Source organism: Paenibacillus caseinilyticus (assembly GCF_027533645.1).
In the GTDB taxonomy this organism is placed as follows: domain Bacteria; phylum Bacillota; class Bacilli; order Paenibacillales; family NBRC-103111; genus Paenibacillus_G; species Paenibacillus_G caseinilyticus.
Map to the genome: position 1 here is coordinate 1 of NZ_JAQAGY010000017.1, position 26,591 is coordinate 26,591.

General features: G+C 56.1%; 20 protein-coding genes, 9 tRNA genes and 1 rRNA gene. 29 read left to right on the forward strand and 1 reads right to left on the reverse strand.

Annotated features, from left to right (window positions below; translation table 11 throughout):
- The 10 genes from O9H32_RS22110 to O9H32_RS22155 all read left to right on the forward strand — a co-directional run.
- Nucleotides 1–223 (forward strand): 23S ribosomal RNA (locus O9H32_RS22110); the annotation flags it as partial.
- A 108-nt stretch (nt 224–331) separates the two neighbouring features.
- Nucleotides 332–419: transfer RNA gene (locus O9H32_RS22115), tRNA-Ser, on the forward strand.
- A gap of 28 nt (nt 420–447) precedes the next feature.
- Nucleotides 448–524: transfer RNA gene (locus O9H32_RS22120), tRNA-Met, on the forward strand.
- 48 nt (nt 525–572) lie between these two features.
- A tRNA-Val gene (locus O9H32_RS22125) sits at nt 573–648 on the forward strand.
- A gap of 14 nt (nt 649–662) precedes the next feature.
- Nucleotides 663–739, forward strand: a tRNA-Met gene (locus tag O9H32_RS22130).
- 13 nt (nt 740–752) lie between these two features.
- Nucleotides 753–829: transfer RNA gene (locus O9H32_RS22135), tRNA-Asp, on the forward strand.
- A 50-nt stretch (nt 830–879) separates the two neighbouring features.
- A tRNA-Phe gene (locus tag O9H32_RS22140) sits at nt 880–955 on the forward strand.
- Nucleotides 956–959: 4 nt separating this feature from the next.
- Nucleotides 960–1,035 (forward strand) — tRNA-Thr (locus O9H32_RS22145).
- A 12-nt stretch (nt 1,036–1,047) separates the two neighbouring features.
- Nucleotides 1,048–1,132: transfer RNA gene (locus O9H32_RS22150), tRNA-Tyr, on the forward strand.
- A 14-nt stretch (nt 1,133–1,146) separates the two neighbouring features.
- A tRNA-Lys gene (locus O9H32_RS22155) sits at nt 1,147–1,222 on the forward strand.
- A 149-nt stretch (nt 1,223–1,371) separates the two neighbouring features.
- On the opposite strand, the gene larA is transcribed toward O9H32_RS22155, so the two are convergent.
- Nucleotides 1,372–2,676, reverse strand: a complete 1,305-nt coding sequence (gene larA, locus O9H32_RS22160) for a nickel-dependent lactate racemase (protein ID WP_269868304.1) — start codon at nt 2,674–2,676, stop codon at nt 1,372–1,374.
- 203 nt (nt 2,677–2,879) lie between these two features.
- On the opposite strand from larA, the gene O9H32_RS22165 reads away from it, so the two are divergent.
- The 19 genes from O9H32_RS22165 to O9H32_RS22255 all read left to right on the forward strand — a co-directional run bounded on the left by O9H32_RS22165 (nt 2,880) and on the right by O9H32_RS22255 (nt 26,534).
- Entirely contained in the window at nt 2,880–3,983 is a 1,104-nt protein-coding gene (locus O9H32_RS22165) for a PucR family transcriptional regulator (RefSeq protein WP_269868305.1), read from the forward strand.
- Between the two features lie 90 nt (nt 3,984–4,073).
- Nucleotides 4,074–5,198, forward strand: a complete 1,125-nt coding sequence (locus O9H32_RS22170) for an ABC transporter ATP-binding protein (protein ID WP_269868306.1) — start codon at nt 4,074–4,076, stop codon at nt 5,196–5,198.
- A gap of 125 nt (nt 5,199–5,323) precedes the next feature.
- The gene (gene hprK, locus O9H32_RS22175; RefSeq protein ID WP_269868307.1) at nt 5,324–6,265 is read left to right on the forward strand and encodes an HPr(Ser) kinase/phosphatase; all 942 of its coding nucleotides are present in this window, start codon (nt 5,324–5,326) and stop codon (nt 6,263–6,265) included.
- An 83-nt stretch (nt 6,266–6,348) separates the two neighbouring features.
- Nucleotides 6,349–7,368, forward strand: a complete 1,020-nt coding sequence (gene lgt, locus O9H32_RS22180) for a prolipoprotein diacylglyceryl transferase (protein WP_269868308.1) — start codon at nt 6,349–6,351, stop codon at nt 7,366–7,368.
- Nucleotides 7,346–7,999, forward strand: coding sequence for a pyrophosphatase PpaX (gene ppaX, locus O9H32_RS22185; protein WP_269868309.1), 654 nt, complete (start codon nt 7,346–7,348; stop codon nt 7,997–7,999). Before lgt ends, ppaX begins: the two co-directional genes overlap by 23 nt.
- Complete coding sequence (locus tag O9H32_RS22190) at nt 7,996–8,493, forward strand: acyltransferase (protein ID WP_269868310.1); 498 nt, start codon at nt 7,996–7,998, stop codon at nt 8,491–8,493. Before ppaX ends, O9H32_RS22190 begins: the two co-directional genes overlap by 4 nt.
- 288 nt (nt 8,494–8,781) lie before the next feature.
- Nucleotides 8,782–9,960: an ATP phosphoribosyltransferase regulatory subunit gene (locus tag O9H32_RS22195; RefSeq protein ID WP_269868311.1), complete on the forward strand. Its 1,179-nt coding sequence runs from the start codon at nt 8,782–8,784 to the stop codon at nt 9,958–9,960.
- Nucleotides 9,961–9,975: 15 nt separating this feature from the next.
- Nucleotides 9,976–10,623, forward strand: a complete 648-nt coding sequence (hisG, locus tag O9H32_RS22200; protein WP_269868312.1) for an ATP phosphoribosyltransferase — start codon at nt 9,976–9,978, stop codon at nt 10,621–10,623.
- 97 nt (nt 10,624–10,720) lie between these two features.
- Complete coding sequence (hisD, locus tag O9H32_RS22205; protein WP_269868313.1) at nt 10,721–12,013, forward strand: histidinol dehydrogenase; 1,293 nt, start codon at nt 10,721–10,723, stop codon at nt 12,011–12,013.
- Nucleotides 12,003–12,614 carry an imidazoleglycerol-phosphate dehydratase HisB gene (gene hisB, locus O9H32_RS22210; RefSeq protein WP_269868314.1) on the forward strand — a complete coding sequence of 204 codons (612 nt, stop codon included), beginning with the start codon at nt 12,003–12,005 and terminating at the stop codon, nt 12,612–12,614. The genes hisD and hisB overlap by 11 nt, the downstream gene beginning before the upstream one ends.
- Before the next feature lie 3 nt (nt 12,615–12,617).
- Nucleotides 12,618–13,235 (forward strand): imidazole glycerol phosphate synthase subunit HisH, encoded by a 618-nt coding sequence (gene hisH / locus O9H32_RS22215; protein WP_269868315.1) that lies wholly within the window; start codon nt 12,618–12,620, stop codon nt 13,233–13,235.
- 175 nt (nt 13,236–13,410) lie between these two features.
- Entirely contained in the window at nt 13,411–14,169 is a 759-nt protein-coding gene (hisF, locus tag O9H32_RS22220; protein ID WP_269868437.1) for an imidazole glycerol phosphate synthase subunit HisF, read from the forward strand.
- Nucleotides 14,166–14,888, forward strand: a complete 723-nt coding sequence (gene hisIE / locus O9H32_RS22225) for a bifunctional phosphoribosyl-AMP cyclohydrolase/phosphoribosyl-ATP diphosphatase HisIE (protein ID WP_269868316.1) — start codon at nt 14,166–14,168, stop codon at nt 14,886–14,888. Before hisF ends, hisIE begins: the two co-directional genes overlap by 4 nt.
- A gap of 12 nt (nt 14,889–14,900) precedes the next feature.
- Complete coding sequence (gene hisJ, locus O9H32_RS22230) at nt 14,901–15,716, forward strand: histidinol-phosphatase HisJ (RefSeq protein ID WP_269868317.1); 816 nt, start codon at nt 14,901–14,903, stop codon at nt 15,714–15,716.
- A gap of 120 nt (nt 15,717–15,836) precedes the next feature.
- Nucleotides 15,837–16,787 carry a ribose-phosphate diphosphokinase gene (locus O9H32_RS22235; protein WP_269868318.1) on the forward strand — a complete coding sequence of 317 codons (951 nt, stop codon included), beginning with the start codon at nt 15,837–15,839 and terminating at the stop codon, nt 16,785–16,787.
- Between the two features lie 172 nt (nt 16,788–16,959).
- Nucleotides 16,960–18,714 carry a tetratricopeptide repeat protein gene (locus tag O9H32_RS22240; RefSeq protein ID WP_269868319.1) on the forward strand — a complete coding sequence of 585 codons (1,755 nt, stop codon included), beginning with the start codon at nt 16,960–16,962 and terminating at the stop codon, nt 18,712–18,714.
- Between the two features lie 77 nt (nt 18,715–18,791).
- Nucleotides 18,792–19,745 carry a thioredoxin-disulfide reductase gene (gene trxB / locus O9H32_RS22245; RefSeq protein ID WP_269868320.1) on the forward strand — a complete coding sequence of 318 codons (954 nt, stop codon included), beginning with the start codon at nt 18,792–18,794 and terminating at the stop codon, nt 19,743–19,745.
- A 238-nt stretch (nt 19,746–19,983) separates the two neighbouring features.
- Entirely contained in the window at nt 19,984–25,182 is a 5,199-nt protein-coding gene (locus O9H32_RS22250) for an S-layer homology domain-containing protein (RefSeq protein ID WP_269868321.1), read from the forward strand.
- Nucleotides 25,183–25,580: 398 nt separating this feature from the next.
- Nucleotides 25,581–26,534, forward strand: a complete 954-nt coding sequence (locus tag O9H32_RS22255) for an ROK family glucokinase (protein ID WP_269868322.1) — start codon at nt 25,581–25,583, stop codon at nt 26,532–26,534.
- Nucleotides 26,535–26,591: the final 57 nt, after the last annotated feature.

Consider the following 26,591-nt stretch of genomic DNA (forward strand, 5'->3'; position numbering starts at 1 on the left):
GATGGACGTACCGCTGGTGTACCAGTTGTCTCGCCAGAGGCACGGCTGGATAGCTAAGTACGGAAGGGATAAGCGCTGAAAGCATCTAAGCGTGAAGCCCCCCTCAAGATGAGATTTCCCAGTTTAGTAAGACCCCTTGTAGACGACGAGGTAGATAGGTTCGGGGTGGAAGCGCGGCAACGTGTGGAGCTGACGAATACTAATCGGTCGAGGGCTTATCCAAGCAAGCTTTCCGCAAGGGAGCAGCAGCAGCTATATAGAGTTAGAGCTTCAGCGAGCTCATTTCGCATCCAGTTTTCAAGGCGCAAGCCTTGATTATGGAATGATGCATGGAGAGATACCCAAGTGGCTCAAGGGGACCCTCTGCTAAGGGGTTAGACTGCGTAAGTGGTGCGAGGGTTCGAATCCCTCTCTCTCCGTAGATTTTAATTGCATCGATTCACCTATGGCGGCATAGCTCAGCTGGCTAGAGCGTACGGTTCATACCCGTAAGGTCGGGGGTTCGATCCCCTCTGCCGCTACCACTTCTACTTCACTAGTACATCATTATTTAACTAGTACTTAGAATCCCAGGAGGCTTAGCTCAGCTGGGAGAGCATCTGCCTTACAAGCAGAGGGTCGGCGGTTCGATCCCGTCAGCCTCCACCATAATATTTTACTGACGCGGGGTGGAGCAGCCCGGTAGCTCGTCGGGCTCATAACCCGAAGGCCGCAGGTTCAAATCCTGCCCCCGCAACCAATTTTCTTAGTGTGGAGCCGTGGTGTAGAGGCCTAACATGCCTGCCTGTCACGCAGGAGACCGCGGGTTCGAATCCCGTCGGCTCCGCCATTTTATCCTTATAATTTAAGGATAATGCAATAATTAAATACATATACTAAGGCTCGGTAGCTCAGTCGGTAGAGCAGAGGACTGAAAATCCTCGTGTCGGCGGTTCGATTCCGTCCCGAGCCACCATTTTGCCGCTGTAGCTCAATTGGTAGAGCAACTGACTTGTAATCAGTAGGTTGGGGGTTCAAGTCCTCTCGGCGGCACCATGTTTTTTATGTGGAGGCTTAGTGAAGTGGCTAAACACGGCAGACTGTAAATCTGCTCTCATCGAGTTCGGTGGTTCGAATCCATCAGCCTCCACCACTTCATTTCATTCCGAGCCATTAGCTCAGTTGGTAGAGCACCTGACTTTTAATCAGGGTGTCGTAGGTTCGAGTCCTACATGGCTCACCACTTTTTAAGTGTGAATTCACCTCATCTGAGGTTTTTTTATTTTATTGCCATATGATCCATTGCTATATTACCATCATGGCCGCCCGGTACTTGGGCGGCTTTTTATATTCCTTTCTATGCTGTGAGTTTCTTGAGCTAGAGGGAGTCATTCACTTAGGTTTACCTTGTTCAGGCATTGGGAAAGTTAGAGCACCGTAAGGCATGATAGCAATGCGAGTTGTTTTTGTTTGCGTAAGGCTGGCAATCTGCTCGTTAAGACGGTCTACCAAAGTAAACCCCAACATGTCTGCCCAGTGAGACGGCAGGGAGGAATACAAGTAGACCTGAACCCGATTCACAATCTCTTCGATATGTAGAAGTTTATGAGCACCAAGCACGAAATGTTCCTTCAATGCGGACGTACTACGCTCCAGATCGGTCATCGTCTCAAGCCATGACTGAAGAGCACCGCTGCCAAGCATTTCACGGCATTCCGCAAGAAGCAGTACTTGGCCTCCCGGCCGGGTGAAGGCAGCTGCATTGCGAAGGGACTTCAAGGCCTGATATAGCTGCAAATCCTTAGGATCTCCTCCCGGGGATACGATCAAGAGATCGTAAAGGTCTCGCACGGGAAGTAAAAAATGCTCTGCGGCCCTCTCTGACCCGAGCCGATGAGTCTCGGATAAGTCTCCCGCAAAAGCGTCCAGTACTTCATTATTATGATTGAGTACTACATTGAGCAGGAAGTGAAGAGGGACAAAAGCCTGGGCCTCTACCATATCTGCATAAATAGGGTTATCCGTTTCTCCGGCCTGGGTTTGGTACTTTAGCGACAGCCCATGATTGTATTCTATGGTTCGGCGGGATGCGGCACCGGGGACCAGTGCCTTGACTCCGCCTGACATGCCTGCAAGTGCATGGGGCTGAATGCTGCCTGTAGCAATCCGGAATGTTGCATCGGCAACAAGCCGGTTGATCTCTACAGGTGTTCCGCGGGAGGTGGTGCCCATAAACCGGCAGTCTTCGGAATCAGACGAGTGGTTATGGACCTTGACCCGGGAAGCGACCGTTTCACCAACGAGTTGGAGCAGCTCCTTGGGCGTATGACGGCGGTGAGCACCCAGGGCAACGACGATGTCGATTTGTTCATCGGGCACACCCCCCGCATTTAATTCTTCCAATAGGAGGGGAAGCAGGAGAGGACTCGGACAAGCACGTGTTCCATCGCTGATTAGGATGACAACATGGTGATGACTTTGGACCTGCTCTCGAAGGGGGCGGGCGTGGGCCGGGTGCTGAAGGGCATGGCGCATGCGTTGTATGGATAGAGCGTGGCTTGTGCCAAGGTCCATGCCGGGATAGGACAGCAAGTCCCATGAGCAGGAATCCGGAAGTTCCACACTCACTATACCGCGGCCGTAGCGTAATTCAGGCAAAGTCGGATGTCTCCTTTCAAAGTGGAGTGCTTTTCCCATTATTGCCGGGGAATGCGTCCTGTATCCTCATACGCTGAGGCCTAGCCGGTCGGCATCGAAGCATCCATACTTGAACTACCCGTTGGAAGTGAGTTCCTCATATTGATCCGTTTAGTTGCAAGGCGGACAGAGGGTTATGATACAATATGGAGAGCAGGAACCTAGATGATACTACACCTTATAGATAAAGGTTGGGAGCCGGGATGGACTGGGACTCAGTAAGGGAGCAGCTGGAGAGCATTTGGAGTATCAATGTGGACATGGTACGGTGGCCGCTGAAGGACTGGGAAAGTGGGCCTGCAGAGGATCCGGTCGGACAGGACGGCAGCCGGATAAAAAATGGCCGTTTGTATTGGCTTGTACATAGGGAAGAAGCAGAGGTGCTGTTGTTTGCTGTGGATGAACAAGCCGTGACGATCTCGGAGCGCCGATTGGTTGATATGATGTTGGCCGCAAAGAAGGAGCCCGTAGGGAAACCGACGGGCACGCTGACCGAAGAGGAACGAAAAGCAGGGTTGGTACGGGAATGGCTTCAACAGCAGCATGAGCGCGGCTTTACCCATGCGGAGATGCCGGATGCCATCGTCTCCCAGCTATCCTTATACTCCACCAAAGTACCCATTCTGCTGTACGGGGATTATACAACTTCCAGGCGGGTCTACTACCCCGAATTGAAGAAGCTGTTGGATTCTTTTTTTGATGCGGAGATTACATTGATTCCTCTGACGGAAAAAGAGTGGCTCATCCTCGGCTCGGAGAAAATCCTGTCGATGGATGGTCCAGATGACCGCTCTTCCGATGATGAAACGCAGGAGGACAAGCTCGCCGCGATCGGATACGGTCTTCACGAAATGCTAGAGAACGAGTGGGTAGGGGATGCGCATCTGGCCATCCACTATCCGATGACGCCCGCTAAATCGCTATATAACGCAGTGCTTCAATTGAGAGAGACCATCATGCTCGGGCGTACTTACCACGTTGGCAGCAGCATGCATCTGCCGTGGGAGCTGCAGCTGGAGAAGCTCGTCCACCTTGTGCCGGAAGCCGAAAAGGCGAGTTTCCTGGAACGGGTATTGAAGCGTCTGGATATCGCTTTTGATCCGGAGACGATGACGACGCTTGAACAATTCTTCCTCCTGGATTGTAACGTGAGCGAGACGGCGAAGAAATTGTATATTCACCGCAATACGCTGCTGTACCGTCTGGACAAGTTCAAACAAGAGACAGGACTCGACGTGAGGACATTCAATAACGCGGTTCTTGTGAAGATTGCTATGCTATTGTACAAAGTAACGAAAAGAAAGTGATTTTTTTGTAGGGATTGTGCATAGTCATGCAGGATTATGTAAGGTATGATTAACTCATATCAAGATACTATCTCGTAGGGGGAATTAATCATGGCAGGCGTTCGTTTGAACCACATTGTGAAAAGATATCCTGGAGCGGCAGAAGCAACGGTAAAAGACTTCCATCTGGATATCAAAGATAAGGAGTTCCTCGTTCTTGTAGGCGCTTCCGGCTGTGGTAAATCCACGACGCTTCGTATGATCGCGGGTCTGGAGGAAATCACGGAAGGCGAACTGTACATCGGCGATCGCCTCGTGAACGATGTAGCTCCAAAAGACCGTGACATCGCGATGGTATTCCAATCCTACGCGCTGTATCCTCACATGAACGTGTACCAGAACATGGCGTTTGGTCTCAAACTCCGTAAGTTCAAGAAAGCCGACATCGACGCGCGTGTTCGCGAAGCTGCGAAAATTCTCGACATCGAGCACCTGCTGGACCGTAAGCCGAAAGCACTCTCCGGTGGTCAGCGCCAGCGTGTTGCCCTCGGCCGTGCGATTGTCCGTGAACCGCAAGTGTTCCTGATGGACGAACCGCTCTCCAACTTGGATGCGAAACTGCGTGTACAGATGCGTGCCGAAATCGGCAAGCTCCACAAGCGTCTGGAAACGACAATCATCTACGTAACGCATGACCAGACGGAAGCCATGACCATGGGCGACCGGATCGTCGTTATGGATAAAGGGATCATCCAGCAGGCTGCTACGCCGGAAGAGATCTACAACTTCCCAAGAAACATGTTCGTTGCGGGCTTCATCGGCTCCCCATCCATGAACTTTGTAAATGGTACGTTCGCAGAGCAAAACGGCGGTGTCTACTTCAAGGCACAAGGCCTGAACGTAGAAGTGCCTGAAGGCAAAGCGAAGGTGCTGCGCGAAAAAGGCTATATCGGCAAAGAAGTTGTGATGGGTATCCGTCCTGAAGATTTCCACGAAGAAGCGATCTTCATGGAGGCTTCCCCGAATACGATCGTGAACGTCAACATCGAGTTGTCCGAAAACCTCGGTCATGAAATGTACCTGTACCTGAACGGGATCGGTACGCAAACCATGATCGCCCGTGTGGACGGCCGCGCATCCTTCAAAGAAGGCGCAACGGTAAAACTCGCCCTGGATATGAACAAAGCGCACTTCTTCGATAAAGAAACTACGCAGTCTATCCTGGTGAACGCTTAATTTCATCGCAACGTTCCATTGAGGGTCAGCCCATCGGCTGGCCCTCTTTTGCCATAGGGTTGGTTGATTTATAAGAACGATTCCATTAGGATGAGAATATTGGAATACAAAGGAGACCGATCGCGATGGCCAAAAAAGTGAAAGTATCGGATTTGGTGAGAGAGTTCCATTTGGAGGTCATCTGCGGAGAAGAGGGACTGAAGCGTCCGATCGCCACCGCGGATTTGTACCGGCCGGGTCTGGAGCTCGCCGGTTATTACGAATTCCACCCGCATGACCGGGTGCAGATTCTGGGGAAGACGGAGCTGACGTTCTTCGACGGCCTGTCTTCGGAAGACCGGACGGACCGGATGGAGCGGCTCTGCTCGCCGCGGGACATTCCCTGCGTCATTCTGTCGCGCGGACTCGAAGCCCCGATCGAGCTGCTCGCTTCGGCTAACGAGCATAAGATTGCGGTGCTGCGTACCGGAATGGCGACGACCATTCTGGCGAGCCGGTTGACCAACTTCCTCGAGAACCGGCTCGCTCCGACAACGACCATCCATGGCGTTCTCGTGGATGTGTACGGAATCGGGATGCTGATCTCGGGCTCCAGCGGCATCGGGAAGAGCGAAACGGCATTGGAACTGGTAAAGCGCGGCCACCGGCTCATTGCCGACGATGCCGTTGAGATTCGTCAGACGGCAGACCATCAGCTCATCGGTAACGCACCGGAGCTGATCCGGCATTTGCTCGAAATCCGAGGAATCGGGATTATCAATGTCATGACCCTGTTCGGTGCGGGTGCCGTGCGGACAGAGAAGAAGATAGCCGTGGTCTGCAAGCTGGAGACATGGCAGCAGGACAAGCAATATGACCGCCTGGGACTGGACGAGGAGACTACACGGATTATCGATACAGATGTGCCGCTGGTTACAATCCCGGTGCGGCCGGGCCGGAACCTTGCCGTCATCATCGAAGTGGCTGCGATGAACTACCGTCTGAAGCGGATGGGCTACAACGCGGCGCTGCAGTTCACGAACAAGCTGACGGAATCGCTCGCGGAAGATATGGACGATCTCGAATAGAAGACCTTGCTGGCATCGCCAAGCTGGTTAGCCACCGTCATCCGAGGAATCGGGTACGGCTGCTCAAGGAAGGAGTTTCACTTATGGTACTCGCAATGAATACCGTAGCATTCTCGATCGGTCCGATCAGTGTGCACTGGTACGGTATTATACTGGGTTTGGCCGCTTTAACGGGGCTGATGCTGGCCGTCCAGGAAGGGAAGCGGTTCGGTATCCCTTCCGATTTTTTCATGGACATGCTCTTAGTCGGGGTCCCTTCCGCTATTATAGGGGCACGGATCTACTATGTAGCCTTCCAGTGGGACGATTACAAAGATAATCCGATCACAGCCCTCTACATATGGGAAGGCGGTATCGCCATCTATGGTGCGCTGATCGGTGCCATCATCGGAGCGGGCCTCTACTTCCGGCGCAAAGGATATTCGTTCTGGCGGATTGCCGATATTTGTGCGCCGGGTCTGATCATCGGGCAGGCAATCGGCCGCTGGGGCAACTTCATCAACAAAGAAGCGCACGGCGGGCCGGTGGACGAGGCTTTCTTGACTGGCAATCTCCATCTCCCCGGCTGGATTGTAAGTCAAATGCAGATCAACGGGACGTACTATCATCCGACGTTTCTATATGAGTCCTTATGGAACTTAGCCGGCTTGCTGCTGCTGTTCGTGCTTCGCAGGCAGTCGTTCCTGAGGGCAGGCGAGCTGTTCCTGAGCTACTTCGTGTGGTACGGCATCGGGCGGTTCTTCATTGAAGGCATTCGAACCGATAGTCTCGCATTCACGGGGCCGGAATGGCTGGCAGGTCTGATGCATGGGCTGTGGGCACCGATGACCCTGCTTGGCTTCACGGCCGGGGATATGAGTATGAATGGAGGCAATGTCCGGGTATCCCAAATGCTATCCATCCTGATCATTCTGGGTGCGATTCTCCTTATGATCGTCCGCAGGGCAGTAGGCGCTTCTTCAGAACGGTATTCGGATCCGATCCTGCCCCGCGGAGAAGCTCTGCCGGAGGGTGCAGCTTCAGAGCAGGGAGCGGGCAAGCAGGCTTATGACACAGAACGCACGACAAAGGAGCAGGACCATGATCCAAACCGTACTGTTTGACCTTGACGGAACGATCCTCGATACGAACGAACTTATCATTCAATCGTTCCTTCATACCTTCGAAGGCATCACAGCCGAGCCGCTGACACGTCATCACATCATCCCTAATATGGGCCGCCCCCTTGTGGAGCAGATGGTCTTCTTCTCGGGAAGAGAGCAGGTAGACGATCTGGTGGCGAAATACCGGCTCTATAACCTCAATCGGCATGATGAGTTGGTTCAGGAATTCCCGAAGGTTCGCGAGACGCTGGCCAAGCTGCACGCGGCCGGTATCCAAATGGGCGTCGTCACGAGCAAAATCCGCAAAACGACGGAGATGGGGCTCAAGCTGACGGGGATGTACGATTACTTCGGATCCATCGTAACCGTGGAGGATGTAGAGAAGGCGAAGCCGGATCCGGAAGGCATCCAAAGAGCGCTTCAGGAACTTGGTGCCGATCCGGCAACGGCTTTGATGGTAGGGGACAGCCACTACGATATCGAGGCGGCGCATAACGCAGGGCTGCCCTCGGTAGGTGTGGCGTGGTCGATGAAAGGCGTGGATTATTTGCTGCAGTATGCGCCTACGCATATCATCCATGACATCGAGGACTTGCTTGGGATTGTCGGTATGGAGGAGAAGAAAGCTTGAGACGGACGGACCGCTACCCGGTAGACGGGCCGAATTCGCTCTGGCAGGTGTATCGTACCATCCCCCGGTGGAAAGCGGTCCGCAATTTCATTTTTATCCAAATCTCGAGGTACGCTCCGTCCCTTCCCTTGAAGCTGTGGATCTACCGGAACGTGCTCGGCATGAAAGTAGGCCGGCATACGTCCTTCGCGCTGATGGTGATGGTCGATGTGTTCTTCCCGGAGCGCATCGAAGTGGGCGAGAATACGATCATCGGATACAACTCGACGATTCTGACACATGAATATCTCATCAAAGAATACAGGCTGGGGAACGTAAGCATCGGCTCGAATGTGATGATCGGGGCCAATACCACCGTCCTGCCGGGCGTGTCGATCGGCGACGGAGCTATCGTAGGCGCAGGCTCGGTGGTACACAAGGATGTGGCGCCGTACAGCTTCGTTGCCGGCAATCCGCTGCAGGTCATCCGGGCCGATGTGCGGGAAGCGGAATGAAAGCTTGCTGCCGATCAAGGCGAGACAGGCAGGGCAGAACGGAGAAGGGGGTTCGTGGGCATGGCTCGAGCAGAGAAGCAGGCATATACCAAGACAGATGAGGCAGGACCTACGGGCCCGTCTCTTTTTTGTATCGGCGTATGGCGGTTCCCTTCGATTGACGAAGCTGGGCTTCCGTGGTAAACTTACGAATACATTCTTCATCTTGGTAGCACGTTAACATATTAGCGAACTAAAGTGTTTGAGCTTGGTTCGAGGACTAAACGATATAGAGATAGGGTGAATCCAGTGTCCAAACCGAAGGTGTTCGAGAAGCCGACAGGCGTGAAGGACTATCTCCCCGAGGCGGCTGCGAAGCTGCGCAGCATCGAACTGAATGTAATGCAATGTATGGAGCGATGGGGGTACCGCGAGATCATCACACCCACGCTGGAATATTACGATACAGTAGGCGTAGCGAGTTCGACGGAGGATAAGAAGCTGTTCAAGCTGCTGGACCGCAACGGAACAACGCTGGTGCTGCGCTCAGACATGACGGCACCGATCGCACGGGTGGTCTCTTCCTTGCTGCAGAATGAGGAGTTTCCGATACGACTCTCTTATCAGGCGAATGTCTTCCGGGCGTTCGAAGCGGAAGCGGGCCGCGATGCGGAATTCTTTCAGACCGGCGTCGAGCTGGTGGGAGATGCCTCCTCCGAGTCGGATGCGGAGGTCATTGCGCTGGCGGTGGCCTGCCTGCAGGCTGCGGGCGTGAAGGAATTCAAGATCGCCGTGGGCCATGTCGGGTTCTTGAATGGGCTCCTTCAGGAAACATTGAAGGATCGTACGGAGGCCCAATTGCTGCTGAAAGGATGCCTCTTAAGCCGTGATTATGTAGGGTACCGTGAAGCCCTGCGGGAATTGGAACTGTCCGAGACGGTAAAGGGAGAGCTCGAGGGTATTCTTCGCTTGCGCGGCGGCCAGGAAATCTGCCGACAGGCCCGGGAGCTTACGGACGATCCGGTGGCCCAGCATGCGATCGCTCACTTATGTGAGGTGTGGGATGTGCTGCAGGCGTACGGGGTCAGCGAGCATGTGCTGATCGATTTGACGATGATCGGTGACTTCTCATATTATACCGGGATGACGTTCGAAGGCTATGCGGCGGACCTTGGGTTCCCCGTGTGCAGCGGAGGAAGATACGATAACCTGCTGACGCAGTTCGGCCGACCCGCGCCGGCAACCGGGTTCGCGCTGAAGACGAACCGGATTCTTGAAGTGGTCGGACGGGACACCGCTGCCCGGCCGCTGCGGAAAACGCTGGTGCTCTACACGGCGGGACGCCGGGCGGAGGCCCTGGCCCGTGCGGCGGAGCTGAGGGCGGAAGCAGGGCGGACGGTCGAGACGCGGCTGATGCTTGACGGTTTTTTTGTGGCGGTGCAGGGACTGCCGTATGACGATGTGCTTGAATTCGTAGGCGAAGGATAGGAGGGAATCCAAGCGATGCAGGAATTATTGAAGGTAGCGATGCCCAAAGGCAGAATCTATAAACAGGCTTCAAAGCTGTTCCGGGAGGCGGGACTTGCGATTCCGGACGATACGGACGATTCGCGGAAGCTGATCATCCAGGTGCCTGAAGCGGGAATGGAGTTCATCATGGCGAAGCCAGTGGATGTACCCACCTATGTGGAGTACGGCGTCGCGGATATTGGCGTCGTCGGCAAGGATGTTCTCATGGAAGAAAACCGTGACGTCTACGAACTCCTGGACCTCGGCATCGCCCGCTGCCGCATGTCGGTCATTGCGCTGCCGGACTGGCAGCCGGTGATCAACCCGCGGGTGGCTACAAAATATCCGAATGTCGCCTCGCAGTACTTCCGCGAGCAGGGGCAGCAGGTGGAGGTCATCAAGCTCAACGGTTCGATCGAACTGGCGCCGATGATCGGTCTCGCGGACCGGATCGTCGATATGGTGGAGACAGGGAGTACGATCCGCGAGAACGGATTGAAGGAATACGAGCAGATCTTCTCGATCACCTCCCGCCTGATCGCCAACCGGGTAAGCTACCGGATGAAGAACAACGCGATTCAGGCGCTGTGCGACCGGCTGCAGCCGATTATCTCGGCTGCGATGGCAGAGGCTGGGAAGTAGAAGCGTAGAGGCTCTCGGAGAAGACCGCTGGAGGCGGGGCCCATTCGGAGAAGCGAATGGCTTATATATAAAGGAATATGGGGGAGGAGGCTCTACCGTGAAAGTGATGCCGGCATCGGAGTTTAGTCTGAAGCGGGAGGTCGAATACGGATCTCCCGAGCAAAATGAAGCCGTACGGCGCATTATCGAAGAAGTGCGCCAAGACGGGGATACGGCGCTTCGAAAGTTCGCGGAGCAGTTCGATGGGGTGCGCGTAGATGAACTGCGTGTCAGCGCTGAGGAAATCCAGGAAGCGTATAACCACGTGGATGAAGGGTTCCTCGCCGCGATCCGCGAGGCGGCGGCGAACGTGCGCCGGTTCCACGAGAAGCAGATGCGCACGTCATGGATGGATCTGCAGGCCGACGGAAGCATCCTCGGCCAGGTGCTCCGTCCGTTGCGGCGGGTCGGTCTGTATGTACCGGGCGGCAAGGCGGCCTATCCGTCGTCCGTGCTCATGAACGCCATCCCGGCCCAAGTGGCTGGTGTGCCGGAGATCGTGATGGTGACCCCGCCGGCGACAGCGGGCGTGGCAGGGATCGATCCGCATATCCTGGTCGCGGCAGCGGAGGCCGGGGTGAAGGAAATTTACCGCGTCGGCGGCGCGCAGGCTGTAGCGGCACTCGCTTACGGCACGACATCGATTCCGCCGGCCGACAAGATCGTCGGGCCGGGCAATATCTATGTCGCGCTGGCCAAGCGCTATGTGTTCGGCGCGGTAGACATCGACTCCATCGCCGGTCCTAGCGAGATCGTCGTGCTGGCTGACGGCAGCGCGGACCCGGCTTATGTGGCAGCCGACCTGCTCTCTCAGGCGGAGCATGACGAGATGGCTTCGGCGATTCTCATCACGCCATCGGAAGAGCTGGCGAATGCGGTTCGTGCCGAAGTGGAGCTCCAGCTCCAGGCGCTTCCGCGTCGGGACATCGCCGCGCAGTCCATTCGCGACTACGGCGCGATTCTGACGGTCGACTCGCTTGAGGAGGGGGTGGATGCGGTGAACCGGCTCGCGCCGGAGCATCTCGAGATTCTGGTGGCCGATCCGTTCCAATACCTCAGCCGTATCGAGAATGCGGGGGCGGTCTTCCTCGGCCCGTACAGCTCGGAGCCGGTGGGCGATTATTTTGCGGGACCGAACCACGTGCTGCCGACTAACGGTACGGCGCGGTTCTCGTCGCCGCTGAATGTAGATGATTTTCTTAAAAAATCGAGCGTGATCTACTACAGCAAGGAAGCCCTGCTGCGCGACGGGGAGAAGATCATGACCCTGGCTCGCCACGAAGGGCTGGAAGCTCACGCGCGTGCGATTGAAATCCGGTTGGAGAAGGAAGGGAACCGTCATGGCAAGTGAAGAGAAGCTGCAGGCAGGACGCCGTTCGGAAGTGGAGCGGAAGACCAATGAGACGGATATTCGTCTCGCATTCGGAGTAGACGGAACCGGTGTGTCGGAGATCGAAACGGACGTGCCGTTCCTCAATCATATGCTCGACCTGTTCACCAAGCACGGGCAGTTCGACCTGCGTGTGGACGCCAAGGGCGATGTGGATATCGACGATCATCATACGGTCGAGGATATCGGTATCTGTCTCGGACAGACGCTCCGCGAAGCATTGGGCGACAAACGCGGTATCAAGCGCTATGCGAGCGTGTTCGTACCTATGGACGAAGCGCTGGCACAGGTCGTGATCGACGTGAGCAACCGGCCGCACTTCGAATACCGGGCGCAGTATCCGTCGCAGACGGTGGGCAGCTTCCAGGTCGAGCTCGTGCACGAATTCCTGTGGAAGCTGGCGCTGGAGGCACGCATCACGCTCCACGTGATCGTCCACTACGGCCAGAACACGCACCATATGATCGAAGCGGTGTTCAAGGCGCTCGGCCGGGCCTTGGACGAAGCGACCAGCATTGATCCCCGCGTCCAAGGCGTGCCGTCGACGAAAGGGGTTCTGTAAGCCATGATCGCGATCATCGACTACGGCGTAGGCAACCTGCACAGCGTCCGTTCGGCGGTGGAGCGTCTGGGTTATGAGGCGCTGGTTACTTCGGACGAAGCGGAGATCCTGGGGGCTGCCGGAGCGATTCTGCCCGGCGTAGGCGCCTTCGGGGACGCGATGGCGCATCTGCGCGAAGCGAAGCTGGCGGATACCGTGCGGAAGACTGCTGACAGCGGGAAGCCGCTGCTAGGCATCTGTCTCGGCATGCAGCTGTTGTTCTCGCGCAGCGAAGAGCACGGCGAGCATGAGGGCCTCGGTCTGCTGCCGGGCGAGGTGGTCCGCTTCCGCGGCGACTATAAGGTGCCGCATATGGGCTGGAACAAGCTCGACTATAAGCAGGAGAGCCCGCTGCTGCAGGGGCTGCCGGAGGGGCACGTTTACTTCGTGCACTCCTATCACGTGAAGCCGTCGGAGCCGTCGGATCTGCTGGCGACAACGGACTATTATCAGGATGTGACGGCCATCGTCGCCCGCGGCAATGTGTACGGCATGCAGTTTCATCCCGAGAAAAGCGGCAGCGTAGGCATGGGGCTGCTTGGTAACTTCCTTGCGCTGTGCGAAGGACGTAAGGGAGCCTAGCTGGCCTGGAGCGGGCTGCAGCAGCTGGCGAGGGCCCCCGTGTACGGCGGCACCGCTGAGGACTTCGATGCCGAATTCGCGCTTGGACGCGTTGTTCGCAGGGGTGCCGGAACAAGAGGCTTACTTCACGGTGGCTCAGCCCAAATCGGGCAGTAAACGGAAAGGGGCGCAGGGTATGCTGGCCAAACGGATTATTCCCTGCCTGGACGTGAAGGACGGGCGGGTCGTCAAGGGAGTCAACTTCGTCAATCTGCGGGATGCCGGGGATCCGGTGGAGCTCGCAGCGATCTACGATAAGGAAGGGGCCGACGAGCTCGTCTTCCTCGATATCTCGGCCTCGCACGAAGGACGCGCCACCATGGCCGAGGTCGTGCAGCAGACGGCGGAGCAGGTTACGATTCCCTTCACCGTAGGCGGCGGCATTGGCTCCGTCGACGACATGAAGCGAATGCTTCGTGCGGGTGCGGACAAGATCGGCATCAATACCGCGGCACTGCGGAATCCGCAGCTGATCTCCGACGGTGCGCGGCGGTTCGGATCACAGTGCATTGTCGTGGCTGTGGACGCCCGCTTCAACCCCGAGTGGGGCGAGTGGGAAGTGTTCACGCACGGCGGCCGTAATGCGACGGGCATCCGTGCGCTGGAATGGGTGAAACGGGCCGAGACGCTCGGCGCGGGCGAGCTTCTGCTGACGAGCATGGATGCGGACGGCACGAAGGACGGATTCGACATCAAGCTGACGCGTGCGGTGTCTGAGCTCGTCAGCATTCCCGTGATCGCCTCCGGCGGGGCAGGGCGCAAGGAGCATTTTGCCGACGTCTTCGAGCAGGGCAAAGCAGATGCGGGACTAGCCGCGACGATTTTTCACTATAAAGAAATGACGATCGAAGAGGTCAAAGACGACCTCCGCAGCAAAGGAGTCGAAGTCCGGTGAGTGAAGTGCAGAGTGCGGTAGAGAGCATGGAGGCGCTGCAGGCAGCGGTAAAGTGGGATGCGCACGGCCTGGTGCCGGCCATCGTGCAGGATGCGCTGAGCAAGGAAGTGCTGATGATGGCCTATATGAACGAGGAGTCACTGAAGCTGACTCTGGAATCGGGCGAAACCTGGTTCTGGAGCCGCTCGCGTCAGGAGCTGTGGCACAAGGGAGCAACATCGGGGCATACCCAGCAGGTAAAATCGCTGCGGTACGACTGCGACGGGGACACGCTGCTTGTGCTGGTGGAGCAGAAGGGTCCTGCCTGCCACACGGGCAAGTACAGCTGTTTCTTCCATGAAGTGAAGCTGGGGACGCTGGCGGGAACGGAATCTGACGCTTCGGCGGGGAGCGCTTCGGAAGGCGAAGACCGCTTCGCCATGCTTGCGAAAGTCGAGGCGGTCATTGCCCAGCGGGATGCGGAGCGTCCGGAAGGCGCATATACGACGTACTTGTTCGAGAAGGGGATCGATAAGATCCTGAAAAAGATCGGCGAGGAAGCCGGGGAAGTCATCATCGCGGCAAAGAACCAGGACAACGAGGAGCTCCGGTATGAAGCGACCGACCTGCTCTTCCACCTGATGGTGCTGCTGCGTGAACGCAAGCTGCCGCTCGACGACCTCATGTTCGAACTCGGTCGGCGGTACAATAAGCCAAAATCCGAATATACGCTGGAATAGGGGAGAAGCTAAATGCGCATTGATTACCACACGCACCATGTGCGCTGCGGGCATGCGTCGGGCGAACTCGAGGAATACGTAGTGAAGGGCATCGAGATCGGACTGACCCAGCTGGGCTTGTCCGATCACATGCCCTTGCTTCACGTAGATCCCAAGACCTATCTGCCCGGCATGGCCATGCCGATGGAGGAACTGCCGCAATACGTGGAGGAGGCGTTCCGTCTCCGGGAGAAGTACAAGGATCAGATCGATATCCGCGTCGGCCTGGAGGGCGATTACATAGAGGGCTGGGAGAAGCAGATTGAAGAGATCATCCGTGCCTATCCATGGGATTACGTCATCGGGTCAGTCCATTTTCTCGGGGAATGGGATATCACCGATCACCGCCAGACGGACGGGTGGCAGGACCGGGATGCATACGCTGTATACGAGCAGTACTACGATGCCGTCATCAAGGCCTGCCGGACAGGCTTGTACGACTACATAGGGCATATCGACGTCATCAAGCGATTCGGCTTCAAGCCGGACCGCAGTACCGAGCATCTGGAGCGCATGGCGCTGGACGCCGTGAAGGAAGCCGATATGGCGATCGAGCTTAATGCCTCGGGGCTGCGGATGCCGGCTCAAGAGATGTTCCCGAGTCGCCGTATGCTGGAATATGCTCTGCAGCTTGGTATTCCGGTCACACTAGGCTCCGATGCGCACCAGCCGGAGCGGCTTGGCCAGTATTTGGAAGAGGCTTCAGCCCTGTTGATTGACGTGGGTTTTACCGATTTAGCCACATTTAAAGTCAGGAACCGACAAAAGGTGCCTATTGGATTCGCGTGATTTCATGTATAATGAGGGAGCAACGAATTCCTTGATATGATTCTCAGGTCGACCGATACAGGCGCTAAGGCGCCGGAAGTCAGATGATCCACGGAACACAAGCAGAATGCGGAGGTAACCATGTACAGCGACAAAATGAAGATTTTCTCGGGTTCGTCCAACCCGAAATTGGCAGAGCAGATCTGTAAAGAGTTGGAAGTACCGCTCGGCCAGATCAAGCTTTCCCGTTTCAAAAGCGGGGAAATTTATTGTCTCTACGAAGAAAGCATCCGGAACTGCGACGTGTTCTTGGTGCAAACGTTCTCCCACTCCATCAACGAGAATTTCATGGAATTGCTCGTGATGATGGACGCCGCCAAACGGGCTTCGGCGAGAACGATCAACCTTGTCGTTCCATACTATGGTTATTCCCGCCAAGAGCGCAAAGCCGCGCCCCGGGAGCCGATCTCGGCAAAACTGGTGGCTGACCTGCTGACTACGGCAGGTGCGGACCGCGTCATTACGATCGATCTGCATGCACCGGCGATTCAAGGCTTTTTCGATATCCCTGTGGACCATCTGACCGCGCTGGATCTCATCAGCGATTATATGAAGAAACTCAATGTGCCTAATCCGATCATCGTCTCTCCGGATGCCGGACGGGCCACGACGGCCGAGAAGATGGCCAATATTCTCGATGCGCCTTTCGCTATGATGATCAAGAAGCGCCCTGCACATAACGAGGCCGTGATCACTCACGTCATCGGGGATGTGGCCGGCATGACGCCGATCATTATCGAAGACCTCATCGATACGGGAACGACGATCGTCAATGTAGTCGAGGGTCTCAAAGAGCGCGGTGCGCATGACGCTTATGTCTGTGCGACACACCCGGTCTTCTCCGGCCCGGCTCTGCAGCGTCTCGATCACCCGAACATCAAAGAGGTCGTCATTACGGACTCTATCGCGATTCCGGACGACCATTCGGCCCGGTTCCGGGTGCTCTCGGTTTCCCATCTGCTTGCCGATGCGATCAACATCATCATGTCCGGCGGCTCGCTCAGCTCCCTGTTCAAATACGGCGGAGTGTAGCCTTTCATAAGATTTCCACACGACTCCGGCCCTCAGAACCTTATGGTTTTGGGCCGGTTTGTGTTATGATGGGAGGAACTACGAATATCCGGACATGTAGAGACCACCCATCTGCCGCATCGCAGCCGATGATCTCTCGACCATACCGGACGGACACGGAGGTGCCTTACTTATGGAGAAGAAAAAACGTGCGATGCCCCAAACCCACACCAAGGTCGTACCGATGAAAATGGACGCCACGTTCTTTTTCGAAAAAGCCGTTCAGTCGATGGACCGTTATCATTATGATAAGGCATTGAAATACTTTCGTCGTGCCGCCGAGTACGAGCCCGAGAACGCGGTAAATCACTGCAATCTGGCAGGATTGCTCTCCGAAATGGGGAACTACGAGGAGTCGAACCGCATTCTGCAGCATGTGCTCGACCAGATCGACCCGGCTATGACGGAATGCTACTTCTACATGGCGAACAACTTTGCGAATATGGAGAACTACGAATCTGCAGAGAAGGCGATTGTCCACTATCTCGAGAATGATCCGACGGGACAGTTCCTGGAGGAATCGGAAGAGATGATGGAACTGCTCAATTTTGAACTGGAGCGGCCGGCGAAGCTGTCGACGATCAAGAGCCGCGAGGGCATGTTCGAGCATGACCGCGCCCGCGCGCTGCTCGAAGAAGGCAAATTCTCGGAAGCCGTGCGTATTCTGGAGAATATCGTCCAGAACCATTCGGACTTTATGGCGGCGCGCAACAACCTGGCGCTGGCTTACTATTATATGGGTCACTTCGACAAATCGGTCGATATGATCAAACAGGTGCTGGAGCTCGAGCCCGGCAATCTGCATGCCCTCTGCAATCTGGCGATTTTCTATCAGCACTTTGGCGACAAAGTATCGCTCGGCGAGCTGCTCGAGGTGCTGCGGAAGACGTACCCGTTCCATCAGGACCATGTGTTCAAGCTGGCGACGACCATGGGTATTCTGAGCGAGCACGACAAGGCTTACAAGCTGTTCAAGCGTCTGCTCAAAACCGGCGAGGCGGGACTAGATCCCTGCCTGTTCCATTATACGGCAGTGGCGGCGTACAACACGGGCCGCTACGAGGAAGCGGAGCGGCAGTGGCGCCAGGCCGAGAAATTCGATTCCTCCTCCGAGATCCCGAAGTTTTACCTGAATCTGCTCAAGCAGCATAAGCAGGAGAAGGTGAAGCCGAACGTCAGCTATCATTATCACCTGCCGTTCGAGGAGCAGTTCCGGGGCATTGAACGCGGAGAGAATGGCATGCCCGACCATCTCAAGCGCGACCCGCTCGTCCGTTCGTCCTTTTTCTGGGCGCTGCGGCACGGGGACGGCGATACCAAGCTGCAGGTTATTCAGGCCTTTGCCCTGATCGGCGACGATGAGGTGAGGGACGCGCTGACGCAGTTTATCTTGGAGCCGGGCGAAGACGACTACCTCAAGAAGGTTGCGATCTTCGTTCTGCGCAGCATGGGGGTAAGGGATCCGCTGAGCGCTGTACTGGAAGGCCGGGAGACGATCGTCGCCCCCTCTCCCTTTGCCCCGAATCTGCCGGTCTGGGAACACAAATGGCAGGGCATTATGGAGCTTGCGATGCGTCAGATGGCACGCCGGTATGATACAGTTCAGCAGTACGATTTGCAGACACTCTGGGTAGAATACTTAACAAGGGTATTCCCGCATGTGCCGAAGATGGCGAAGCCTGAGGGCTGGGCCGCGGCGCTTGAATATTTGACGGCCAAGATGCACCGCCGCCCCATCACCTATGGGGATGCCGCCGCCAGATACGGGGTATCCATTGCGACGGTCAGCAAGAATGCGAAGCTCATCGACGAGGCCTGCGGCCTTCGGGAGAAGATGGCCGCGATCTTCAGCAAGTTCGCCGAACTGGATTCCAGCCATGAATCATAGGTAGCAAGCTTCGTAGCAAGCTTCGAGCAAGCTCTAATGAAGGGAAGCCCAGTAAAGCAAAGACGGGAGGAACCTATATGTACAAATCCATCGTAATCGGAACCGGTCCTGCAGGCTTGACAGCGGCGATCTACCTCGCACGCGCCAACCTGAATCCGCTGGTCATCGAAGGCCCGGAACCGGGCGGCCAACTCACCACAACGACGGAAGTGGAGAATTTCCCCGGGTTCCCTGAAGGCATCATGGGCCCTGAACTGATGGCCAACATGCGCAAGCAGGCCGAGCGCTTCGGTGCCGAGTTCAAAACCGGCTGGGTCAACAACGTCGACATGTCGAAGCGTCCCTTCAAGCTCAACGTGGAAGGCCTCGGTGACATAGAGGCGGAATCCCTGATCATCTCGACCGGCGCTTCGGCGAAGCTCCTCGGTATCACCAACGAGAAGGAGAGCATCGGCCGCGGGGTATCCACCTGTGCGACATGCGACGGCTTCTTCTTCCGCGGGAAGAAGATTATCGTAGTCGGCGGCGGCGATTCCGCGATGGAGGAGGCGAACTTCCTGACCCGCTTCGCGACGGAAGTACGTCTGGTTCACCGGCGGGAGGAGCTTCGCGCCTCCAAGATCATGCAGGACCGCGCACGCGAGAACGGCAAGATCGCCTGGAGCCTGAACCGCACGCCGCTGGAAGTGGTCTCTGGCGACAAAGGCGTAACCGGCCTCAAGGTGAAGAACAATGAAACCGGTGAAGAGGAAATCATCGAGACCGATGGGATCTTCGTGGCCATCGGCCACAAGCCGAATACGGACTTCCTTAAGGGACAGATCGTCACGGATGAAGTCGGCTATATTCAAGTGAAGCCAGGCTCGTCCCTGACGAACATCGAAGGCGTATTCGCCTGCGGTGACGTACAGGACAGCAAGTACCGCCAGGCGATTACAGCGGCGGGCAGCGGCTGTATGGCAGCCCTGGATTGCGAGAAGTTCCTTGAAGGGCACATGGTGCACGACTGGAGCCAGACGCTGAACAAATAAGAATAGAACCTGAAAGCGAGAGCCACGCAGACGTGTGGTTTCTCGCTTTTTTGCGTTAAGGTTTGGCAGGATGACCCGTAGGTGAGAGAGACGAGAGCAAGGGGAGATGGGCGGAGAGACAAACTGTATTAATTTTCATTTAAATACGTTCCCAAAATGTAGAAGTTATGGTAGCATGATCGGAGTGATACATAATGTATCGAATTTTGTTAGTATAGGGAAGGAGAAGTCGGCCTCATTGAAAAAGCTGTCGAAACGAATCATCCCCGCTTTCCTGTCTACTGCTCTGCTGGTAGGGGGGAGTCTCCCGGCGGCAGCAGCCCCGGTAGAAATCCAAAATCAAAATCTGGCTATCGAGCCGTCGAACCTACTTCTCGCTCCGTCGCTCCAGCTCCAAGGGCTGTCGCTTTCTTCGGTACAGCTGCTGCAGCAGAAGGGATTCACGGTTACGGAAAACAAAGAGACGGGAGCTCCGCGGTTTCTGATGGGGTCCTTGTCGGCCCGCTTGAACTCGGATGACGCGGTTCTTCAATATGTAAGCTTGAACCAACAGGTCTTCGGTTTGAAGAACGCAGCGTCCGAACTGGGTCTGGTTAAGAAAAGCACGGATGGCATCGGCCAGACGCATTATCTGTATCAGCAGCAGTACCGCGGTGTTCCGGTCTACGGCAAGTACATCAATCTGCACTTGGACGAGTCCAAGAAAACGTATGCGATCCAAAACCAGCTTCAAGGGGCGGTAAGCGGGCTGTCGGTCGATGTGACTCCTTCGCTGAGCGGACAAGAAGCGATCGGGAAGCTCCAGACGGACCTGGAAGCCAAGATCGGACAGGCTATCACGCTGGGCGGGAAACTCGGCGAGGAAGTGGAAGTGCCGCTTCCGGCAGCGAAGCTCGTCGTGTATCCGTTCGGAGGGCAGACGCATTTGGCTTATGAAGTCAACTTCTCTTATATTCAGCCAGAATTCGGAAGCTGGGTCGGATTCGTAGATGCCCATACGGGAGCAATCTTACATACGTACAATAATTTGCACCGGGAAGATGGCCCAGTAACCTCGGATAATGTGGGCCACCGGGGCGACACGAAGAAGTTGAATGCGCTCCGGATCAGTGACCGCTATTATTTGGCCGATATCACCAAACGGATGGCGCAGGAACATCCCGGACACGATAACCCCGGATACTTGATGACGTATGACTATAGGGACCTTACTCCGCAAGGCACGCTGGAGTCTCCCATCTCCAGCGCCTCGCCGGTGTTTAACAGCAAGGCCGGGACCATGGAATCCCATGGGGTAGATGCGCATTATTACGCTGGCCAAGTGTATGATTTTTATCTCAACGAATTCGGCCGCAACAGCCTCGACGGCAAGGGAATGAACATTCTCTCGATTGTCCACGTACCCGGTTCTACGAATGAGAGCGAGGGCTTGGACAATGCCTTCTGGATGGGAGGCGGAATCAATGCGATCTACTACGGCGACGGCAAGGCGTTGGATTGTCTTGCATGCGCAGGGGACGTGGTGGCTCACGAGCTCACCCACGGGGTAACCGAATTCTCCGCAGGACTTGTGTATGAGAATCAATCCGGTGCCCTCAATGAGGCTTACTCGGATATTCTTGCTTCTGTATTCGACAGCAATGACTGGCTGCTCGGCGAAGATACGGGAGCAGTGGTCCGCAGCTTGGAGAACCCTTCGGACTACGGACAGCCGGAGCACATGGATCAATATCAGGAACTGTATGATGATGCGGTATGGGGAGATAACGGCGGCGTACATATCAACAGCGGGATCCCGAATCATGCGGCCTATCTCATAGCGAAGAAGATCGATGCCCTGAACATTGCCGGCTGGAGCGGACATAAGGTGCTCGGGCAGCTCGCCTACAACTCCCTGACGAAGTACTTAACCCCGGTGTCCGAATTCGTGGATGCGCGTGATGGTTTCGTCGCTTCGGTAACCGATTGGCAGAAGGCGAACGGGATCCCTTCGGAGCAGGCACAGAAGGTCAAGGAAGCGGTCATAGCGGCGTGGACGGAAGTTGGGATTGGGTATGAGAACGGCTCAGGAGCTAATCAGAACGGCAATATCACAGGCTTCCGTATTCCTTCTTTGAAGAATGAGGCCTCGCCCGAAGCACAGGCCGTAATTGACCTGGCGAATTCGCAAGTAGTCTATTATGTTCCTAAGGGCACGGATGTCAGCAATCTTACCCCGGAGATCCTGGTTTCTTCCGGCGCCACGGTGAGTCCTGCTTCCGGCACACCTCAGGATTTCAGCAAAGGCGGGGTAGCTTATACCGTTACTTCCCCGAATGGCGCAACAAAGGTATGGAATGTGTTCGTCGTTGCGAAAGAAGACAACACGGTGGGAACAGCCTACCAGAAGTCAGCGTTCAGCTTGGACAACAAGACCTTGACTGTTGAATTCAATGAACCGATGCTTGAATTCCGTTACTATACCGGGGCAGCGGAGAAGACGATCAAAGACAAAATTCAAGTGAATATCGGCGGAGTCTGGAGACCGCTGGATGCAGGGGATACGGCAAAGGTTCAAGACGGAAAGCTGATCATTACCTGGGAAAAACAGACCCTTCCTCAAGAGGTGAAAATCCTGGCGAAAGCATTGGTCGACTTGGCCGGGAATATTCAGGATAAAGATCTTTCTGTGTCCGTTGATCCATCTCCTTACCCGGCAGTGAGCGGAACATCGCTCATTGCAGCCGGTGCACCAGGTGCGTTAATCGAACTGTATGATGCGGCAAGCGGAAAGAAAGTATCGGAAGTTCAACTCGGTGCTGCCGAAAACAAAGCGTATTTCTTCTTCCTGCCGGAGGGCACATACCTGGTGCGCCAGATCTCTAAGGGGTCCGTCAGCCCAGCTTCGGCCCCGATCACCATCGCGAGACTCCAATCGCCAGCCAACCTGAGAGCTACGGAAGTGACTCCGCAAGCAGTTCGTTTGAACTGGGAGCCGGTAGTGACCGGTGGTCCAGTAAGCTATGCGGTATACGGCTACGGCGAGGGCGGGAAGGTAGTTGCCTCCGCGGTGGGTGTCACGGATACCGTCTATTCGATATCCGGGCTGGAGCCGGGCAGCTATACGTTCTCGGTTCAGGCGCTGGATGCGGCCGCGAACCGTATCTCGACGCCGGCTGTGACCTATGTGAATCACGCCGCTAGTGTGACGGCAGATACGTATGCGCCATTTTGGTCCACATACGCCGCATTGGGAGATTCGCTGGCGGCAGGTGTTACGCCAGAGGGCAAACTGGATCTTGGGTACACGGATTACATTGCGGCTGAACTGATAAAGCAGGGGCAGCCCGTGTATTTTGACAAGCGATATGCAGCGCCAGGGTATACGTCCGGTGACGTCCTCTCCGATCTCAAACGCAGCGTAACCCGCGCCGTCTATGGACTTCCTGGGCAAGGAAGCATAGCAGACACGGTTCGTACGGCGAATCTAATTACGCTGAATGCCGGGGCGAACGATCTCTTGTTTGCTGACCAGGTAACTGGAGGAAATCTTACCGAAGCGCAGCTCGGTCAGCTGCTGGCATCGATCGGCAGCAATATCGGCAGTACGCTGGATATCATCAAGGAATTGAACCCGGATGCTTCCGTATTCGTCATGGGTTACTACAATCCGTATCCGCATGCACCCGAGGCGCGGAAGCAGCAGGCGCAGTTCATGATTGGGGCTTTGAACAGAGTGCTGAAGGAAGTGGCCGAGAAGCGGGGGGCGAAGTTCGTCGATACGATGAGTACCATTGCTGCTGACGAATCCGGCAACCTTCCGAACCCACAGAACATTCACCCGAGCCTCAAAGGCTATGAAGCGATCGCGGCAGAATTCCTGAAGGTCATCCCGGCAGGAGCGGCGAAGAGCAAGCTGACGGCAAGCGGTCAGACCTCGACTGGGCTGAAGCTCACATGGGAGCCTGCCGTAGATCTGGCTGGCGTCACGCAATATCGGATCTACCGCGATGATACGGTGATCGGTACCGTATATGGAGAAGCTGTATCCTACGACGTAACAGGCCTAAAGTCGAACTCAACCTACAAGTTTAAGGTCGAGGCGGGCGATGCGGCAGGCAACTGGTCCAGCAGCGGTCCGAACGTCTCTGCATCGACGACAACGGATCCAGCGACTTCGGGCGGTTATATTGGTGGCGGAGGCGGAGGAGCTGCATTCGTTGATGCGTTCGCGGTTACGGGCAGCGGTGTGACACTGAAGGCCGGCTCTTATTCTTCCGTCCAAAAGACGGAGAACGGCCAATTCATCACCGAAATCACGCTGGATGGCGCAAAACTAGCCGAAGCATTCCAGAAGCTGAAGACGCTGGGCGGCGGCGCACACACCATCACGCTGGAAGTAGACACGAAGCAGGGCGTAACCGTCATCGCTCCGGGCGGGGCGCTGCTCGAGGGACTGAAGGCTGTACCGGATGCCGCGCTGTGGATTAAAACAGGAACGGCGGGGTATAACGTGCCGCTGAACGTGGTGCCGGCCGATATCGCCGAGCAGCTTAAGAGCATGGCCGGGGAAGTGCTGGTCCGCTTCGGCATCCGGGTAACCCCGGGTTCGTCCGTCAGCGCGATCAAGCTCCAAGGCGACCTCTACGGGTTCGATGTCACCGCTGCAGGGAAGGGCGGGACATCGAGAAAGCTTACGATCCCGGCTAACCGTCCAGGCACGATTACCCTTACGCTGGAAGGGGATATTAACGAGGCTCAGACCTCCCTGGTAGGTTCCGATGGTTCGCAGGGCCCGTTCCGGCCTGCTCCTGCTCTCTTCAAGGAGGAGGGGGGCAAGACCGTCGTGACGGTGGCCCGGAATGTCTCGCCGGCTTACGGCGCCGTCGTTACCGTCCCCTCATTCAGTGACCTGGTCGGGCACTGGTCGAAGGAGGATGTGGAGCGGCTGGCAGGCAAGCGTGTCATTGAAGGGACTACCGATATGACGTTCGAGCCGGAGAGTCCAATGACCCGCGCCCAGTTCGCCACGCTGCTTGTACGTGCGATCGGCGTGGAGCCTGGCGCAGAGACCGGAGGCAAGTTTACGGATGTAACGAAGGGCGCTTGGTATAGTGCGAGCGTGTCCTCGGCGGTCTACGCCGGACTGATCGAAGGCTTCGAAGACGGCACATTCCAACCCGATGCTTCGATCACAAGAGCCCAAATGGCCACGATGCTGTCGAGAGCGTTGAAGTTCACGGACAAGAAGCCGGCCGCTTCGAAGTCGCTCCTGGATTCCTTTGCCGACAAAGGAGATATTGGCGAGTGGGCGGAGGAAGCCGTAGCGGAAGCGGTGCAAGCCGGTATTATTCAAGGCATGACCGAGACGACGTTCGCTCCTACAGATAAGGCAACCCGGGCCCAGGCCGCGGTGATGCTGAAACGGATGCTGACTTATATTCAGTATCTGAATTAAGCGCAGTTCAACTCAGAGGGAAGCACCTTGATCCTTAAGGAACAGGTGCTTTCCTTTTGTCCATGCAAACCCCCTGCGCTACTGCAGGGGGGCCGTGTGGAACACCCGGAAAAGTGGACTTGCAGCGAATCATATTCAAGCGGCGCTCAATGAGGTATAATAGGAGAGTATCGGGAATCCGGAGGAGGATTCCCAGGTGGGAAGCTGTCCGCTTGTATGCCGTACGGGTGGCAGTACGTTCGTTGGCAGCGCTCCAAAACGGTCTTGGCAAGGTGCCGCTGGAGCCCTGTTTTGGCGGGGAAGCGGCATCCTGGTTATTCTTGACCTGCAAGTAGGGTTGCCTTATAGTTGGAACAGGAGTTACCACGTAATCATGTCGTATGAGGTGAATAGCAGGTATGGGAGATCAAGTGTTTGTAGGAGTCGATTTGGGAGGAACCGCGATTAAAGTGGGATTGTGCGACGTGCAGGGCAAGCTGCTGCAGACGTACGAAGGCCCGACCGGTACCGAATACGGCGCGGATGTCGTGCTGGAGAATATCGCACAATATGTGCGCAAGCTGGTAGCGGAGTCTCCATACGAGTGGGAGCAGGTTGCCGGAGTCGGTGCGGGGATCGCCGGGTTTATGGATATTCCGGAAGGCTTCATGAAGCTGTCTCCCAACCTGGGCTGGCGCAATGTTCCGGTGAAGAAGATCCTGGAAGAGAAGCTCGGGGTTTCCGTTAAGATCGACAATGACGCCAACGTAGCGGCACTCGGTGAAGCCTGGAGCGGAGCGGGTGCAGGGATTCCGAATGTCGTCTGCTATACGCTGGGAACCGGCGTGGGCGGAGGCATTATCATTCACAGCCGGATTTATCAGGGATTCAACGGGATGGCCGGCGAGCTCGGCCATATGGCTGTCGTACCGGATCTGGAAGCCATAGAGTGCGGCTGCGGCAAGAAGGGCTGCCTGGAAACCGTCTCTTCGGCAACGGGCATTATTCGCATGGCCAAAGAAGCCGTAGCGCGCGGGGAACATACATCCTTGGCTCTGGTGGAGAACATCATGGCAAAGGATATATTCGATGCGGCCCGGACAGGCGACGAAACGGCACTGCGTATCATTAACAGGGCAGCGCTGTACCTCGGTAAATCGATGGCTGCCGTATCCGTGGTCCTGAATCCGAAGCGCTTCATCGTAGGCGGAGGCGTATCCAAGGCCGGCGATATTCTATTCGACGCCATCCGCAAGTACTATCACGAGTTCGCTCAGGAGACGGCTCAAGAGGGCGTAGATATTGTGCCCGCCGTTCTCGGCAACGATGCAGGCATCGTCGGCGCCGCGGGCTTGAACCTTCATAGTCTCTAAGACCGGAGTACCGGCGGTCGGCTGTGGCCGCGAGCTTGTACTTCAACGTAACAACAG

Bases quoted from the DNA above. Each gene is read 5' to 3' on its own strand.
- trxB (WP_269868320.1), top strand. From the start codon at position 18,792: ATGTACAAATCCATCGTAATCGGAACCGGTCCTGCAGGCTTGACAGCG.
- larA (WP_269868304.1), bottom strand. From the start codon at position 2,676: ATGGGAAAAGCACTCCACTTTGAAAGGAGACATCCGACTTTGCCTGAA.
- hisG (WP_269868312.1), top strand. From the start codon at position 9,976: ATGCAGGAATTATTGAAGGTAGCGATGCCCAAAGGCAGAATCTATAAA.
- O9H32_RS22255 (WP_269868322.1), top strand. From the start codon at position 25,581: ATGGGAGATCAAGTGTTTGTAGGAGTCGATTTGGGAGGAACCGCGATT.
- O9H32_RS22235 (WP_269868318.1), top strand. From the start codon at position 15,837: ATGTACAGCGACAAAATGAAGATTTTCTCGGGTTCGTCCAACCCGAAA.
- O9H32_RS22165 (WP_269868305.1), top strand. From the start codon at position 2,880: ATGGACTGGGACTCAGTAAGGGAGCAGCTGGAGAGCATTTGGAGTATC.
- ppaX (WP_269868309.1), top strand. From the start codon at position 7,346: ATGATCCAAACCGTACTGTTTGACCTTGACGGAACGATCCTCGATACG.
- hisH (WP_269868315.1), top strand. From the start codon at position 12,618: ATGATCGCGATCATCGACTACGGCGTAGGCAACCTGCACAGCGTCCGT.
- O9H32_RS22170 (WP_269868306.1), top strand. From the start codon at position 4,074: ATGGCAGGCGTTCGTTTGAACCACATTGTGAAAAGATATCCTGGAGCG.
- hprK (WP_269868307.1), top strand. From the start codon at position 5,324: ATGGCCAAAAAAGTGAAAGTATCGGATTTGGTGAGAGAGTTCCATTTG.
- lgt (WP_269868308.1), top strand. From the start codon at position 6,349: ATGGTACTCGCAATGAATACCGTAGCATTCTCGATCGGTCCGATCAGT.
- hisB (WP_269868314.1), top strand. From the start codon at position 12,003: ATGGCAAGTGAAGAGAAGCTGCAGGCAGGACGCCGTTCGGAAGTGGAG.
- hisF (WP_269868437.1), top strand. From the start codon at position 13,411: ATGCTGGCCAAACGGATTATTCCCTGCCTGGACGTGAAGGACGGGCGG.
- O9H32_RS22240 (WP_269868319.1), top strand. From the start codon at position 16,960: ATGGAGAAGAAAAAACGTGCGATGCCCCAAACCCACACCAAGGTCGTA.
- hisJ (WP_269868317.1), top strand. From the start codon at position 14,901: ATGCGCATTGATTACCACACGCACCATGTGCGCTGCGGGCATGCGTCG.